We start from the raw sequence: 15,817 nt of genomic DNA, 5'->3' as shown, positions 1-15,817 counted from the left end.
AAGCCACATCCCATTCGGAGGTTCTCGTTCATTCAAGCAGGCTCGCTGCTACCAACCTCATGGCCGGGTACACCTAGAGCTTGGTCATCTTGCGGAAGGGCGTCTTGATCCGGATCGTCCGGCTGCCGAAGACGACGGTCGCCCCGCCGGCGTCGATGCTCACGACCCGACCCAACCCGTAGGAGTCGTGCGAGACCCGGTCGTCGGGACCGAACTCCTCGACCGTCGGCTCCGGGTCAGGCTGGAAGGGGCTGCTGGCGTGACGGGGACGCGGGTGTGCAGGTGAGGGTGTCATTGCCCCCAGTATGCGCGCCGGATGCCGGGGCCGGAACTCCCGGAGGCCGCCGTTCCGGGGCCCCGCGGGCGGGCGGTTCCGCGGCACACTGGAGCGAACGGTGCAGGGAGGAGGGACCATGGCGCGCGACGAGCAGGTCATCGTCGTCACGGGGGCAACGGGTCGGCAGGGCGGGGCCGTCGCGCGTCGGCTCCTCTCCGAGGGGTGGCGGGTGCGGGGCATCACCCGGTCACCGGACTCGGCTGCCGCGCGCGAGCTGGCCGGCCTCGGCGTGGACGTGGTCGGCGCCGACCTGTCCGACCCCGACGCCATCCGCGGGGCCTGCACCGGCGTCCACGGCGTCTTCAACGTGCAGAACCCGATGATCAGCGGCGCGGACGGCGAGGCCGCCCAGGGCAGGAACGTCGTCGGCGCGGCCCTGGCCGGCGGGGTGTCGCACCTCGTCTACGGTTCGGCCGGTCCCGGGACGCCGGGCACCGGCGTCGCGGCGTGGGACGTGAAGCTCGAGGTGGCCGGCTACGCCCGCAGCGAGGGACTGCCGCTGACGGTGCTGCGACCCATGGCGTTCATGGAGCTGATGACCGACCGGGACCTCTACCCGCCCGTGGCGGCGTGGCAGCTGATGCCACGGCTGGTCGGTGAGGACCGGCCGATCCCGTGGCTGTCGGCGCAGGACGTGGGTGCCATCGCGGCGCGGGTGTTCGCCGACCCCGCCGCCTACGTCGGCGCGGACCTCCCGCTGGCCGGGGACATCCGAACACTGGCCGAGTGCCGCGCGCTCTGGCGTCGGGTGACCGGTCGGAACCCCCGGCGAGTCCCGATGCCGGTGTGGCTGTTCCAGCGGTTCGTCGGCCCTGACCTGACCCGGATGTGGCGATGGCTGGCGACGAACGAGGTGCACGTCGACCCGGCGGACACCCGGGCCCTGCATCCCGAGGTGGCCACCGTGGAGGAGTTCGTCAGACGACGGAGGCAACGCCCCGGCGGGTGACCGGCCGGCGGGCAGCGCCCGCCGCAGTGTCGGGGCGGTTCGGTCTCAGGAAGGCTCGAGGGGCGAGGCGGGCGCGAGGTCGCAGAGGGACGCGCGCAGCGGCGAGCTGCCGCTGACGGGGTCGCTGGGCGACTGCCGCAGGACCAGGTTGAGGTTGACGCCGCCCATCTCGAAGGGGTCGACGGGCGGCAGGTCGAGGGCGTCGCACCCCTGTGACCAGCCGTGCTGGGCGCACACCACTCCGGGGTCGAGGCCGGCGTTGAGCCTGGCTCGGGCCGTGACCGTCCCGTTCGGCGTGGTGATGCGCACCCAGTCGCCGGCCTCGATGCCGCGGGCCGCGGCGGTGTCGGGGTGCACCTCGACCTGCGGGTCGGGAGCGGCCCGACGCAGCTCGGCGATCTGGCGGTGCTGGGACTCGCAGTAGCGCAGGGACTTCGCGTTGGTGAGGACCAGGGGGTACGTGGCCGTGAGGTCCGGTCGGGACCGAGGACTGAGCGGAGGTTCGACGAACGTGGGCAGCGCCGGTTGGCCGTGCTGCGCCAGGCTCTGCGAGTACAGCTCCACCAGACCCGTCGGCGTCCGGAAGCCGTGGGCTTCGTGCTTGCGGTATGCGGTCGGCAGGTCCAGCGTGATGCCCCGGGGCTGGGCGCGCAGGGCCTCGAGCGTGATGCCGCTGGGGGCGAGCTGGTGTCGCCAGGCTGCCTCGAGGTCGCCGCCCCAGAAGTGCTCACCCAGGCCGAGGCGGTCGGCGAGGGCGAAGACGATCTGCAGGTCCGACCGCGCCTCGCCCCGTGGTGCGACGACGGGGCGCCGCAGCTGGACGTGCGACTGAGCGCGCTGGCTGACCTCGAAACCGACCCGCAGCGCCTCGGACTCGAAGGGGCTGGCCACCGGCAGGACGATGTCGGCCAGGTCGGCGGTGGGGCCGGGGAAGAGGTCGGCGTGCACGAAGAAGTCCAGTGATGCCAGGGCCTCCCGCACCCGGCCGCTGTCCCCGTGTGCCATGACGAGGTTGGCGCCGAAGTTGACCAGGGCCCTCGCCCGGTAGGGCCGGTGCTCCAGGGCTGCGGTGTAGAAGTCCTCGCCGGTGACGAACTCGAACCGCGCGGGGCCGAGCGGCCGGTGGTCCAGCCCGATGGCCCGGGCACGCTGCTCCGTGCCGAGCAGCTCGGGCCCGTCGACGGGGTTGGTCGGCACCGGCGTGAACAGCACGTTGCCACCGGGGGCGTCGAGGCACCCGGTCAGCGCGTAGAGGACGTTGATGCCGCGGATCATCTGCGTGGTGTTGGCGTGCTGCTCGACGCCGCTCCAGCTGTAGAACGCCACGGGGCGCGAGCTCCACAACGTGCGGGCGGTGGCCACGACGGCATCGGCGGACACACCGGTCACCGCCTCGGTCGCCTCCGGCGTCATCGCCTCACAGTGCACGCGCAGGTGCTCGAGAACCGGACGGCAGGGGACCGGCCCGTCGACCGTGTCGACCTCGACGGTGCCTGCCAGGGCGAGCCGTGACACCTCGGTCCCGTACGCCCGCAAGGTCGGGTCGTAGACGACGGGTCCGGAGCCCGAGCGGTCCCAGGCCACGAACCCGGCCCCGCCGGTCGGACGGGCCAGCTCGTCGGCGACGAGCAGCCGACCGGTGTCGAGGCGGACCAGCAGCGGAGCGTTGGTCCACTGACGCACGAACTCCTCGTCGTACCAGCCCTGCTCGAGCATGACATGGGTCAACCCGATCGCGAGCGCCGCATCGGTGCCCGGCCGGACCTGGAGCCAGTGCTCCGCCTTGCTGGCGAGCCCCGTGCGCCGCGGGTCCACGACGACGAGCCGGGCGCCACGGTTCACCGCGTCGACGGTCGCCGTGGCGTGCACGAGGCGGGAGACCGACGGGTTGTAGCCCCAGAAGAGGATGCAGCCGGCGTCGTCGAGGTCGGGCATGAACGCCCCGGGGACCGGTGCGCCGAAGGTGTAGGTCGATGCCAGGAACCGGCCCCAGCCGCACAGTTCCATCGAGCAGACGAAGTTCGGGGTGCCGAAGGCCCGGCGCAGCCGCGTGACCCAGTCCACCGAGTCGCTGAGGGCCGACGTGGACGGCGAGGCCGACCCGAACACCACCGCCTCCGGGCCGCTCTCCGCGGCGATCGTCCCCAGCCTGTCGGCGATCGCTCCCAGCGCCTCGTCCCAGCTGATCTGCTCCCACCCCGGGTCCGTCGCTCCCTTGGGACGGGTCCGACGAAGCGGATGGAGCAGCCGGTCGGGATGCTCGAGGATGTGGGGCGCGGCCTTGCCCTTCACGCAGACCGCCCGACCGGTGGGATGAGCCGGGTCGGGCCCGATCGCGGTGAGCCGACCGTCGACGACGGTGGCCGTCGCGCCGCAGCGTGAGACGCACATCGGACAGAAGGTGGCCACCTGGTCGGCACGCTCGGCGGGCATGGCGCCTCCAACGACAATCGCCGCGATCCCCGACTCGCAGTCTAGGCGCGAGCGAGGGGAAGGTCAGGCTTCACGGCGACGAGCTCGCGTGGCCCTCCGGGTCCTCCTCCGGCTCGAAGGTGCTGCCTTCACCCTCGGTGCGACCGATCTCGACGCCGGCGGCCTCCTGCTCCGGAGCCTCCTCGCGCTCGGTCTGCTCGACGTCGGGGTCGTTCGGGGTGGCGCTCATCGGTCGTCTCCTGGGCTGGGCAACGGTGTGTCCTCCACGATGCGCGGACCCCCGGCAACCTGCAACCCACGGTCCGACGGGCCCGGCCGTCACCGCATCCGCCCGCGCGGGACGGGCGCGTCGGGAGCGGGCGACGCGACGACGCTCACCTCCAGGTCCGTGCCGAGGACGCGGGCAAGCCGGGCGGCCCCCTGCTCGAGCCTCGCCCGGGACGGCCGCCGCTCGCCCGGCCAGGTCACGACGAGCGCGTCGCCCTTCCGGCGCCACGTCCCGCTCACGACACCACCGACGACCACGGAGTTCGCCTTGCGCGTCATGGCGTCCCGGAGAGGCGGCGGCGTGACCCGGACATCCCCGGTGCCGGGACCCATCACCCACTGGTCATGGCCCGGCAGGAACCGCACCGCCTCCGAAGGCCGCGAGGCTGCCAACGAGCCGAGGTCCTCGCGCACGACGTACGCGGTCGTGCCCTCGACGTCGACGGGGACCAGCCGGTCGCCGAGACCTGCGATCCACCGGTCAAGCCGCCTGCGGCCCGCACTCAGGCCGTTGCCGAGCCAGTAGTGCACCTGGTCGAGGGTTGCCGGGCCGTACGTCTGCAGGTACGCGATGACCGCCCGTGGGCCCGCGTCGTCGAGGTCGGGCAGGCCTGTCCACCGGGGGTTGGTGTCGAGGCGCTGGAAGGTGTGCTGCCCGTCGCGGGGTGGACCGAAGCACATGTCACCCTGCCAGGTCAGCGGCTTGAGCAGCGTGCCGGCACCCTCGTCGAAGACCTCCTTCAGGTGCCGGTACGCGGGGCGTCGGGTCAGCGCCGCCCCGAGCTCGGCGATGGTCAGCGGGCCGTCGCTCAGCGCCTCCCGCACCGCCGCCCGGAAGGCCGGCCAGTCCGACGGCTCGAGCCGGTAGTACTCCACCCAGCTCGGCAGCTCCCACTGCCGCCCGGCCGACCGGAGCGCGAGGTAGATGCCGCCCTCCTCGGGCGAGAGGTAGTGCATCGACCCGCGGAACGCGAACGCCTTGATCACCGACCCCTCCGCCACGGCCTTCGCCAGGTCGCCCGGACGCGCCCTGGTGCTGCGGGTGCCGACGGCGACGTCGGCGAGCGCCTCGTCCATCGACAGCACCGCGCCGAGCCGGCGCACGACGTCAGCCGCCGACGCGGGTCCGACCGGGTCCAGCAGGTGCCGCTCCAGCCGCCAGCCCAGCGCCTGCCCCCACGTCACCCTCGCCTCCGCCGTGCCCATGTCCGCATCGTCGCACCGGTTCCGGACGGAAGACGCCCGCTGGACGCACCACCCTCCGTGTCCCGGGTGGCGGCGCCACGGCGGTGTCCCGTCGCGGTTCGTGGGATCCTCGCGTGCATGGGCGGGCCGACAGGATGACGACGCAGACCATCGCTCCGACCGACACCGGCTGGCCGTCCCGCATCCGCACCACCGCCTCGCGTCGTCGCGTCCTCGTGCCGGTGACCGTGGCGGTCGCGTTCCTGCTGACCCGGGGCATCGCGCAGGCGGTCACGCCGTTCATCCGCCAGGACGACTGGACGTTCCTGCTCCCCGACAACACCACGGACGTCGTCCCGCCGTCGTACTACAACATCAGCGAGGGTCGCTGGCTCAACACCGCGTGGTGGTGGCTCGTCGGCCAGCATGGCACCCCCACGACCGCAGCGCTCACCTATGCCATCGGCTACGCGGTCGTCGTCGCCGGCATGTGGCGGCTGCTGCACCTCATCGGAGTCCGCCCCGGCCTCGCCGTCGACGCGCTGCTCGGCCTCGCCCTGTTCGCGTCGAGCGTCTGGGTGCAGCTGCTCTACTGGCCGGGCGCCCTGACGCCCTCGATCATCGTCGGGGCCGGCGGGTTGTGGCTGCTGCCGTGGGCCGCCCGCTCACGCCGCCGGCTCGGCCTCTGGCTCCTGCTCAGCGGCATCGCCGCCGTCCTCACCTACCCGCCGATCGGCGTCCTGCTGCTCGTGTTCGCCGTCCTCGTCCAGCGCGACGCCCCGTGGGGCCGAGTGCTCGGCGTCGTCGGGGCGTGGATCGCGTCGTTCGGTGTTGGCGTCCTCACCACCTACACGCTCAACTGGGTGGTCAACCAGCACTTCGGCCTGCGTCTGGCCGCATGGCGCCACGAGAACCCGCTCACCTCCGTCGATGCCCTCCTCGACAACACCGGTCGCTGGATCGGGACGCTCGGGCTGCTCTGGTCCGCCCAGTGGTGGGTCGCCCTCGTCGGCCTCGCCGCCATCGCCGTCGGCTGGCGCGAGGTTGCCGTGCGCAGACGCCTCCAGCGCCTGCTCGTCGCCTTCGCCGTCGCGGTCGGCATCGACGCCGCGCAGACGATCGGCACCGGCGTCGTCACGGAGGGGCGCGGCCAGCTGTGGACGTGGCTGTTCGGGGTGCTGCCTGTCGCTCTCCTGCTCGTCACGCCTCGGCCGGCGACACATGCCGCTGCCACCCCTGCCATCACTGGCACCACGGCCGCCGCCGGCCGGCTCACCGACCACGTCGCGACCCTGTTGCTCGCCATCCTCGCCGTCTGCGGCGTGCTCGCCTGGCGCGCCGACATCGGTGAGCACCAGGCCACCCGGATGACCTTCTCGGCCGTCGCCGAACAGGCCGCCGAACAGACCGCCGAGCAGGAGCAGGAGGGCCCGGCGACGGTCGTGCTCTACCAGGACCCGGTCGTCGCCGACTCCCGCAACGGCCGGCTCACCCTCAGCACCTTCACGATGGCGCTGCGCGTCGAGCAGGGGATCATGCCCCGGCCGTGCCGCGGCGACGAGTGCACGCGGCTCGCCACGCAGCCACCCGGGTCGGTCGTCCCCCTCCCGGGGTCCGACGGTGCGCCCGCCGTCGTCGGCGTCGTCGGCGTCGTCGTGCCGACGCCACCCGCGTGGCTGTGAGCGTCCACGGCACGAGCGCGCCCAGCAGCGCCAGGACACCACGCCTCCGTCCGCTCGTCAGGTCCGCTTGCTGCGCCTCCTGCCGGGCGGCCTGAACCGGTCCTCGTGGGCGCAAGCAGGTGGTTCCGGCGGACTCTGGGTACGTGAGGTGGCAGGTCACGGGACCGACCCCCGTGGCAACCGGACTCCCGGGAGCGGCCCGACCATGACGACGCAGACCCTCGCCCCCGCCGTCAGGCGGGGGCGCGTCCTGAGCCGGCCACCGAGGCGTCGCGCCCTCGTCCCGGTGACGATCGCCGTCGCGTTCCTGCTCACGCGGGGTGTGGCCCAGGCGGTCACCCCGTTCATCCGCCAGGACGACTGGACCTTCCTGCTGCCGGACCACTCGCCCGGTGCCGTCCCGCCGTCCTACTACAACATCAGCGAGGGCCGCTGGCTCAACACCGGGTGGTGGTGGCTCGTCGGCCAGCACGGCACGCCCACGACCGCGGCGCTCACCTACGCCGTCGGGTACGCCCTCTTCGTCGCGGGCGCCTGGCGGGTGCTCCACCTCTCCGGCGTGCGGCCCCGCCCCGTGGTCGACGTGCTCCTCGGCCTCGCCCTGTTCGCCTCGGTCGTCTGGGTGCAGCTGCTCTACTGGCCGGGGGCACTGACACCGTCGGTCATCATCGGCGCCGCGTCGGTCTGGCTGCTGCCCGGGGCAGCGACCTCCCGCCTCCGCCTCGGGCTCTGGCTCGTCCTGAGCGAGGTCGCGGCCGTCCTCACCTACCCGCCGATCGGCGTCGTCCTCCTCGTCCTCGCCGTCGTGCTCCTGCGCGCCGCGGCCTGGCGCCGCGTCCTCGCGGTGGCCGGTGCATGGGTGGGGTCGTTCGCCCTGGGCATCGCCGTCGCGTACACGCTCAACTGGGTCGTCAACCAGCACTTCGGCCTCGAGCTCGCCGCCTGGCGAAAGCCCAACCCGCTGACCTCCCTCGACGCCTTCGGCGAGAACACGCGACGCTGGCTGGACGCCGCCGGTGCGCTCTGGTCCGCCCAGTGGTGGGTCGCGCTCGTGGGCCTCGTCGCCGGCGTCGTCGGCTGGCGCGACGCCCGGATCCGGCCGCGCCTGCAGCGCCTCCTCATCCCCTTCGCGGTCGCCTCGGGCATCGACGCCGCACAGACGCTCGTGACGGGCACCGTCACCGAGGCGCGCGGCCAGCTGTGGACGTGGCTGGTCGCGGTGCTGCCCGTCACCCTTCTGCTCACCGGACGGGACCGACGGCACGACGACCGAGCCCGAGACGACAGACCGGACCGACGCGTCCGACGTGTCCCACGTGTCCGGCCCCTCGAGCTCGTCGCGACCGTCCTGCTCGCGTTCCTCGCCGTCGCCGGCGTGCTCGCGTGGCGCGGGGACATCGGCGCGCACCAGGCGACGCGCCAGCAGTACGCCGCCATCGCCGAGCGGGCCACCCACCACGAGCCCGGGGCCGTGGCGCCGACGGTGGTCGTCTACCAGGACCCGGACGTCAAGGACTCGCGCGACGGGCGGCTCATGGCCAGCACCATGTTCATGGCGGTGCGCCAGGACCAGGGCGGCCTCCTGCCACGGTGGTGCAGTGGCCCTGAGTGTGCCGACCTCGTCGGGTACCCGCCCGGGTCGGTCGTCCGCCTCGTCGACGACTTCGGGCAGCCCACCGACGTCGTCGGTGTCGTCGTGCCGACGCCGCCCGGCTGGCTGTGAAGCACCGACGGTCCGGAGGAAGCGACTACGGTCGCAAGGCGATTCACCCCCTTTGTCGCAGAAGGGCACCCAGCGCGCCCACAGCCGCTCGTCAGCGACGCCACAGACGACTCACGGGGTGACGGCGTCCGCGGGGAGGCTGCTGCGAAGTCCCTGCGGGTTCGCCGGAGACCCCGTCCGTGGCCACCGTCCGCGCCTATCGTCGAGAGGTCACGGGCGCGACCGCCCGCGCCCCACTGCCCCCGACGGACGTACCCGACGATGACCTCCCAGACCTTTGCCCCGGACGCGACACCCGAAGCCCCCGCGGCCGCCGCAGCCCCCGAAGTCCCTGACGTCCCGGAGGTCCCGGAGGTCCCGGAGGTCCCGGAGGTCCCGGAGGTCCCTGCAGCGCCGGGAGCCGACGCAGCCCTCGCGAGTCCCCCGACCGCCGTCCGTGGGGGCCGGCGCATCCCCCGCGCCCTCCTCGTGCCCGCGGTCGTCAGCGTCGCGCTCGTCCTGACCGAGGGCCTCAGCCAGGCGGTCACCCCGTTCATCCGCAAGGACGACTGGCCCTTCCTCGTCCCCGCCGGCACGACGGGCGTCCCCTCGGCCTCGGCCCATGAGCTCACCGAGGGGCGCTGGCTCAACACCGTCTGGTGGCACCTCGTCGGCGAGTACGGCACGCCCACCACGGCGTCGCTCACCTACGTCGCCGGCTACGCGGTCCTCGTCGCCGGCCTCTGGCGCATCCTGCACCGGGCGGGCATCCGGCCCACGCCCGTCGTCGACGCTCTCCTCGGGCTGGCCGTCTTCGCCTCGGCCGTCTGGACGCAGCTGCTCTACTGGCCGGGCACGCTGACGCCGTCCGTCCTCGTCGCGGCGGCCGGTGCCTGGACGCTGCCGTGGGCGGCCCGCTCTCGCGTCGGGCTCGGCGCGTGGCTGCTCCTCGTGGAGGTCGCGGCCGTGCTGTCGTACCCACCGGTCGGGGCCGTGCTCCTCCTGCTGGCCGTCGTGCTGCTGCGCCAAGCGCCGTGGCGCGGCGTCCTCGCGCTCCTCGCCGGCTGGGTCGCGGCCTTCGCCCTCGCGGTGGGGGTCGTGTACACGCTCAACTGGTTCGCGTTCGGCCACTTCGGGCTCCAGGTCGCCGCGTGGCGCCACCCCGACCCGCTCACCTCGCTGCAGGCGCTCCACGTCAACGCGTCGCGCTGGGCGGAGGCGACCGTCGCGCTCTGGGCGCCGCACTGGTGGGCCGCCGCCGCCGGCACCGTCGCCGTCGTGCTCGGCTGGCGCGACCCGGCCGTCCGGCCACGGCTGGCGCGTCTGCTCGTCGGGCTGGCCGTCGTCGCGACGATGGACGCCGCCCAGACGCTCCTGACCGGCATCGTCACCGAGGCCCGGGGCCAGCTGTGGACGTGGCTCGTCGCGCTGCTGCCCGTGGCCCTGCTGCTCGACGGTCGGCGGGTCCTCCACGTCGGGCTGCCCCGGGGACGCTGGTTGCCCGTCGACCGCGTCGCCACCGCGGCGCTCGCCGTCCTCGCCGTGGGCGGGGTGCAGGCGTGGCGCACCGACGTCGGCGAGCACCAGGCCACCCGCGCGCAGTACGCCGCCATCGCCGACACCGCGACCCGCGGCCGGGCCGACGGCACGCGCCCGACGGTCGTCGTCTACCAGGACCCGTCGCAGCACTCGACCCGCGCGGGCGCGATCATGGCCGGCACGCTGCGGATGGCGGTGCGCCAAGCCCAGGACGGCCGCCTCCCGGCGTGGTGCACGCCGGTCGAGTGCCGCGAGATCGCGGCCCGGGCGTCGCAGGGCCCCCTCGTCGACCTCGGACGCGTCGGGAGCCTTCCCGACGTCGTCGGCGTCGTCGTGCCGGTCCCGCCCGGGTGGATCTGAGCGGGACCGGGCCGACGACGTCCGTTCGACGACGTGTCGGCTACTTGACGCTGCCCGCGGTGAGGCCGCCGACGAGGTGCTTCTCGATGACCGCGAAGAGGATGACGACGGGCACCACGGCGATGACCGACGCGGCGAACAGCTGGTCCCAGTGCTGCTCGTAGCCCGTGATGTAGGCCCGCATACCGACCGTCAGCGGCTTGCGGTCGTCGTCGATCATCAGGGTCAGCGCGACGACGTACTCGTTCCACGCGGCGATGAACGTGAAGATCGTCGCCGTGACGAGCCCGGGCAGCGTCAGCGGCAGCATGACGCGGCGCAGCACCGCCCACCGGTTCGCGCCGTCGAGCGCGGCGGCCTCCTCGACCTCGAGCGGGATCGAGGCGAAGAAGCCGTGCAGGATCCAGATCGCGAAGGCGAGGTTGAACGCGGCGTTCGTGATGATGAGCGCCCCGTACGTGTTGATCATGTTGAGCTCGAAGAACTGCCGGTAGAGGCCGACGACGAGCGAGGTGGGCGCGAACATCTGCGTCACGAGGACGAGCAGCAGGAACGCCCCACGGCCGGGGAACCGGTGCCGGGCCGTCATGAACGCCGCCGGGATCGCCACGAGGATGACGATGACCGTCGAGCCGCTCGCGACGATGAGCGAGGTCTTGAGCCAGTTGAGGAACCGGTCGTCGCCGAGCACCTGGGCGTAGGTGTCCCACTGCCACACCCGGGGCAGGAACGACGGCGGCGTGCTCTTGACGTCGGTGCTCGTGCGCAGCGAGTCCAGCACCATGACGAGGTACGGCGCGAGGAAGACGAGGGCGACGAGCGCGCCCCCGACCGCCATGCCGGCGCGCTTGCGGCGCTTGGGATCCCGCGGGGTGGGCTGCGAACCGCCTTGCGACGCCGGGGTTCCCGCGACAGGAGCCGTGGGCACGGTGGTGGCCGTCATCGGCTCGTCTCCTCTCGCCAGTTGATGATCTTCAGGTACACGGCCACGACGACGAGGATGAGCAGGACGTTGAAGATGCCCGCCGCGGCCGACATGCCCACGTCCTTCTCCTGGCTCTTGAAGGCCAGCTTGTACATGAACGTGATCGTCGTGTCGTGGAGGTAGCCCGGGTTGCGGTCGTTGAGCGTGTAGATGATGGGGAAGCTGTTGAACACGTAGATGACGTTGAGCACCGTCGCGATCATCAGCGCCGGGCGCAGCAGCGGCAGGGTGATGTTCCAGTACCGCTGCCACGGGCTGGCCCCGTCGACCGTCGCCGCCTCGAGCACGTCGTCGGGCACCGCGCCGAGCCCGGCGATGAAGACGAAGATCGTGAACGGCATCGACACGAAGACGCCGACGACGACCATCGAGAACATCGTCCAGCTGTCGTCGCCGAGGAAGTCGATCGGCTGCCCGATGAGGTGCAGCGAGAGCAGGACGTGGTTGATGATCCCGTAGTTGTAGTCGTAGAGCAGGACGAACAGCTGGCTCGTGATGATGAGCGAGGCCGCCCACGGGATGATGATCGCCCAGCGCACGAAGCGCCGGCCCGGGAACTGCTTCACGAGGAACTGCGCGAGGGCCAGGCTCAGCACGATGGTCACCGCGACGACCGACACGACCCAGATGACGGTGTTGGTCAGCACCGTGCCGAGGTCGGCGTGCTGGAGCACCTTCGCGTAGTTGTTCCACCCGGCGTCGCCCTTGCGCAGGCCGGTGATCGAGTACTCGCCCTGCGAGGCCTGGAAGAGCTTGATCGCCGGGTAGAGCACGACGCCGAGGATGAGCACGAGCGCCGGCAGCAGCCAGAGCAGCGCGACGAGGGGGTGGACCTGGCCGATGCGGCCGGCGCGGGGACGACGCCGGCGGCGGGCCGCGTCCGCACCCCCGGACGCGGCCGGCGCGGAGGGGGAGCCGGCGCCGGACCCCGCCGACAGGGCAGGGTCCGGCGTCGACGTGGTGGGGGAGCTCATGCGAGGCGCGCCCCTCAGCCGCCGTTTTCGGCGGTCTTCTGCAGGTCGTCGAGGACGGCCTTCGGGTCGCCGCTCATCGCCTTGCCGAGGTTCTGCTGGACGGCGAGCTTGACCTTGTCCCACGTCGGGTCGTCGGTCGGCGTCAGGCGGGCGTTGGGCAGGGTGTCGAGGTAGACCTTGAGCTTCTCGTCACCGGAGAACTGCTGCACGCCGCTCTTCGTGACGGGCAGGAATCCCTCGGCCTTGATGAAGGTGTTGACCTGGTCGGGCTGGTAGTACAGCTCGTAGAAGGCCTTGACGGCGTTCTGGTTGCCCGGCTTCTTGAACGCCATGAGGTAGTCCGTGACGCCGAAGGTCTTGCTCTCCGAGCCGTCGTTGGTCGGGAACGGCGCCACGCCGTAGTCGACCTTGGCGTCCTTGTCGAGGTCGGCCGCGAGCGGGCTGAAGCCGATGACCATGCCGGCCTTGCCGGACTTGAAGAGGTCGAACGCGTCGGCGCGGTTGGTGCGGGCCGGGTTGTTCTGGGTGACCTTCTCGTCGGCGAGCTTCTTGAGGAACGTCAGCGTCTGGACGTTCTTGTCCGAGTTGATCGTCCACTTGCCGTCGGTCTTCCAGTCCCCGCCGTTGTTGAACAGCCACATCGAGAACTCGCCCTGGGCCTCCTCGGGACCGAGCGGCAGCGCGTACCCGACGTTGCCGGTGGCGGCGATCTTCTTGGCGTCGGCCTCGAGCTCGTCCCACGTCTTCGGCGGCTCGTTGATGCCGGCCTGCTTGAAGAGCGTCTTGTTGTAGAAGAACGCGCGGGCGCTGCTGAGGTCGGGGAAGCCGTAGAACTTGCCGTCGTACGTGCCGTACTTGACGAACGTGTCGAGGATGTCGCTCTTGGTGGCGGGCGGCAGGACCTCGTCGGAGCTGTAGAGCAGGCCGTCCTTGGCGTAGCTGGCGTACGCGTTGAGGTTGAGGATGTCGGGGGCCTGGTTGTTCTGGATCATCGTCGAGGACTGCTGGTCGATGTTGTCCCAGCTGACGACCTGGACCTCGAGCGTGTAGCCCGTCTTCTCCTTGTACGTCTTGGCGAAGGCGTCCCAGAAGGCCTTCGTGTGGTCCTTGGAGTACTCCGCCGCGACGAGCTTGATCGTCTTGGTCTCCTGCCCACCGCCACTGCCCCCGGTGCCGCCGCCGGCCGAGCCGGCGCCGGTGCCCCCGCCGCACGCGCCGAGGGCGAGGCCTGCGATGGCCAGACCCGCGACGACCACAGTCTTCTTCGTCGAGCTCATGTCTCTCCTTGGTCCGGGCCGGGTCACGGGGTCCGATGTCGGACCACCCGGCCACCCTCTCCTCGAGGTGTCGAACAATTTAGGCGCGCAAGTGTGCAGTTGGCAAGAGCGAAACTGACTACATGCGCAATCATTCGATCACAATCGAGCATCCCAGGGAGATGCCTGCGCCTAGACCTCGTGGACGTCGACGCCCGCCTCGCGGAGTGCGTCGACCTCCGCCCGGTCAGCGCCCACGGTAGTGACGAGGTGGTCGATGCGCTCGGCAGGACAGATCGAGGCGAAGGTGCGCACCCCGAGCTTGTCGCCCGTGGCGACGCAGATGACGCGCTTGCTGCGCTCGATCATCGCGCGCACGATCGCTGCCTCCTCCTCGTGCCGGCACGTCGCGCCCTCGCGCGCGGACAGGCCGTTGACCCCGACGATGGCGACGTCGAGCCACAGCTGGCCGAGGACGAGCTGGGCGAGCGGTCCGGTCACCTCGTAGGACTCCGGACGCGCGACGCCGCCGAGCGAGACGCACTGCACGTGCGGGCGCAGCACCGCCTCGGACGCGATGTTGAGCGCGTTGGTCACGATGGTGACCTCACCGTCGGCGTCGACGAGGTCGTCGCGGGCCGTGATCGCCCGGGCGGTGGCCGTCGTCGTCGTACCACCGTTGAGGCCGACGACCTGGCCGGCCCCGACGAGCGCGGCCGCGGCCTCGGCGACGCGGGCGCGGTCGTCGTCGGCGCGGGTGCTCCGGTAGCGGTACGGCAGCTCGTAGGCGACGCTCGTCGCGACGACGCCGCCGTGGTTGCGCGCGACGAGCTGGCGCTTGGCCAGCTCGGAGAAGTCGCGGCGGATCGTCGCCTCGCTGACCCCGAGCAGCTCGGCGGCCTCGCCGACGCCCAGGCGACCGGCCGTGGCAAGACGGTCGAGCATGATCGACCAACGGCTGGCACGGTTGCGGGCGAGGTCGTTCTCTTCGGTCACGCGCTGACGATACCGCGCAGAACGTGCAATGGACATGACCATCTTTGCGCGATTACGCTTCGTTTCGAGCAGACACAATCAGATGTGGCCGCGTGCTCGGTGCGCGGCTCGCCCGACCGACGGAGCGCCCATGCCGCAGACCACGCACCTCGCCCGCGAGATCGCCACCCAGCCCGATGACTGGGCCCGCGTCGTCTCCCGCCTCGACGCGGTGGCCCACCACCTGCCGCAGCCCGGCGAACGCGTCGCCACCATCGGCTGCGGCACGTCGTGGTTCATGGGCCAGGCCTTCGCCGCCCGCCGCGAGGAGCTGGGCCAGGGCCCGACCGACGCGTACGCGGCCTCCGAGCACCGCCTGTCCCGCGGCTACGACCGCGTCGTCATCATCAGCCGCTCCGGCACGACGACGGAGGTCGTGGAGGTGATCGAGGCGCTGCGCGCCGAGGGCACGCCGCACGTGTCGATCGTGGCGACCCCCGAGACGCCGGTGGCCGACCGCTCCGAGGCGACGATCCTGCTCGACGACGTCGACGAGCAGTCGGTCGTGCAGACGCGGTTCGCGACGACGACCCTCGCCCTGTTGCGCGCCTCGCTGGGGGAGAACCTCGGCGAGGCCATCGCCCAAGCCCGTGCCGTGCTCGCCGAGGACGCCGCCGACGCCGTGGGCGCCCTCGCGCTCACCGAGCAGGTGACCTTCCTCGGCCGTGGCTGGACCAACGGGATCGCCAACGAGGCTGCCCTCAAGCTGCGCGAGTCGGCCCAGTTCTGGTCCGAGTCCTACCCGGCCATGGAGTACCGCCACGGTCCGGTCAGCATCGCCGCCCCCGGGCGCGCCGTGTGGGCCTTCGGTGACGTGCCCGCCGGCCTGGCCGAGGAGGTCCGCGGCACGGGGGCCCACTTCGAGCACCGCGACGTCGACGCCCTCGCCGACCTCGTCCGCCTGCACCGCCTGTGCCTGGCCAAGGCCGACGCCGCCGGCCTCGACCCCGACGCACCGCGGAACCTCACCCGCAGCATCGTCCTCTCCTGACCCTCGGCGGCCGGGCGTTTCGCGCGCCTCTGAACCTGTCTCTTATACACATCTGACGCTGCCGACGACGGAAAAAAGGGGGGGGGGGGGGGGGGGGGGGGGGGGGGGGGGGGGGGGGGGGG

General features: G+C 72.2%; 13 protein-coding genes. 5 read left to right on the top strand and 8 right to left on the bottom strand.

Annotation, left to right across the window (positions count from 1 at the left end; translation table 11 throughout):
* Window positions 1–73: 73 nt before the first annotated feature.
* The gene (locus tag ACR9ZK_RS15910) at window positions 74–295 is read right to left on the bottom strand and encodes a hypothetical protein (RefSeq protein WP_481342928.1); all 222 of its coding nucleotides are present in this window, start codon (window positions 293–295) and stop codon (window positions 74–76) included.
* Between the two features lie 118 nt (window positions 296–413).
* Here ACR9ZK_RS15910 and ACR9ZK_RS15905 point away from each other — a divergent pair, with 118 nt between their 5' ends.
* Window positions 414–1,286: an NmrA/HSCARG family protein gene (locus ACR9ZK_RS15905; protein WP_481342927.1), complete on the top strand. Its 873-nt coding sequence runs from the start codon at window positions 414–416 to the stop codon at window positions 1,284–1,286.
* A 45-nt stretch (window positions 1,287–1,331) separates the two neighbouring features.
* On the opposite strand, the gene ACR9ZK_RS15900 is transcribed toward ACR9ZK_RS15905, so the two are convergent.
* From ACR9ZK_RS15900 to ACR9ZK_RS15890, 3 genes are all read right to left on the bottom strand, one after another.
* Window positions 1,332–3,719, bottom strand: a complete 2,388-nt coding sequence (locus ACR9ZK_RS15900) for a molybdopterin-containing oxidoreductase family protein (RefSeq protein WP_481342926.1) — start codon at window positions 3,717–3,719, stop codon at window positions 1,332–1,334.
* Between the two features lie 70 nt (window positions 3,720–3,789).
* Window positions 3,790–3,948, bottom strand: a complete 159-nt coding sequence (locus ACR9ZK_RS15895; protein ID WP_481342925.1) for a hypothetical protein — start codon at window positions 3,946–3,948, stop codon at window positions 3,790–3,792.
* Window positions 3,949–4,037: 89 nt separating this feature from the next.
* Window positions 4,038–5,192, bottom strand: a complete 1,155-nt coding sequence (locus ACR9ZK_RS15890) for a DNA glycosylase AlkZ-like family protein (RefSeq protein WP_481342924.1) — start codon at window positions 5,190–5,192, stop codon at window positions 4,038–4,040.
* Window positions 5,193–5,326: 134 nt separating this feature from the next.
* Between ACR9ZK_RS15890 and ACR9ZK_RS15885 the strand changes: the two genes are divergently transcribed.
* The 3 genes from ACR9ZK_RS15885 (at window position 5,327) to ACR9ZK_RS15875 (ending at window position 10,454) form a co-directional block, all read left to right on the top strand.
* On the top strand, window positions 5,327–6,853 hold the full coding sequence (locus ACR9ZK_RS15885; protein WP_481342923.1) for a hypothetical protein: 1,527 nt from the start codon (window positions 5,327–5,329) through the stop codon (window positions 6,851–6,853).
* 205 nt (window positions 6,854–7,058) lie between these two features.
* Window positions 7,059–8,576 carry a hypothetical protein gene (locus ACR9ZK_RS15880; protein ID WP_481342922.1) on the top strand — a complete coding sequence of 506 codons (1,518 nt, stop codon included), beginning with the start codon at window positions 7,059–7,061 and terminating at the stop codon, window positions 8,574–8,576.
* Between the two features lie 261 nt (window positions 8,577–8,837).
* Entirely contained in the window at window positions 8,838–10,454 is a 1,617-nt protein-coding gene (locus ACR9ZK_RS15875) for a hypothetical protein (protein ID WP_481342921.1), read from the top strand.
* Between the two features lie 40 nt (window positions 10,455–10,494).
* Here ACR9ZK_RS15875 and ACR9ZK_RS15870 read toward each other — a convergent pair whose 3' ends face one another.
* From ACR9ZK_RS15870 to ACR9ZK_RS15855, 4 genes are all read right to left on the bottom strand, one after another.
* Window positions 10,495–11,397, bottom strand: coding sequence for a carbohydrate ABC transporter permease (locus ACR9ZK_RS15870; protein WP_481342920.1), 903 nt, complete (start codon window positions 11,395–11,397; stop codon window positions 10,495–10,497).
* A complete protein-coding gene (locus ACR9ZK_RS15865; protein WP_481342919.1) occupies window positions 11,394–12,413 on the bottom strand; it encodes a carbohydrate ABC transporter permease in 1,020 nt (339 codons plus the stop codon). The genes ACR9ZK_RS15870 and ACR9ZK_RS15865 overlap by 4 nt, the downstream gene beginning before the upstream one ends.
* A gap of 14 nt (window positions 12,414–12,427) precedes the next feature.
* The gene (locus tag ACR9ZK_RS15860; protein WP_481342918.1) at window positions 12,428–13,690 is read right to left on the bottom strand and encodes an extracellular solute-binding protein; all 1,263 of its coding nucleotides are present in this window, start codon (window positions 13,688–13,690) and stop codon (window positions 12,428–12,430) included.
* Window positions 13,691–13,861: 171 nt separating this feature from the next.
* Entirely contained in the window at window positions 13,862–14,665 is an 804-nt protein-coding gene (locus ACR9ZK_RS15855) for a DeoR/GlpR family DNA-binding transcription regulator (RefSeq protein ID WP_481342917.1), read from the bottom strand.
* A 130-nt stretch (window positions 14,666–14,795) separates the two neighbouring features.
* On the opposite strand from ACR9ZK_RS15855, the gene ACR9ZK_RS15850 reads away from it, so the two are divergent.
* A complete protein-coding gene (locus ACR9ZK_RS15850) occupies window positions 14,796–15,695 on the top strand; it encodes an SIS domain-containing protein (protein WP_481342916.1) in 900 nt (299 codons plus the stop codon).
* Window positions 15,696–15,817 lie beyond the last annotated feature (122 nt).

The organism is Monashia sp. HAY1-5C (genome assembly GCF_056755255.1).
This window is presented reverse-complemented; position numbering and strand designations above follow the sequence as displayed.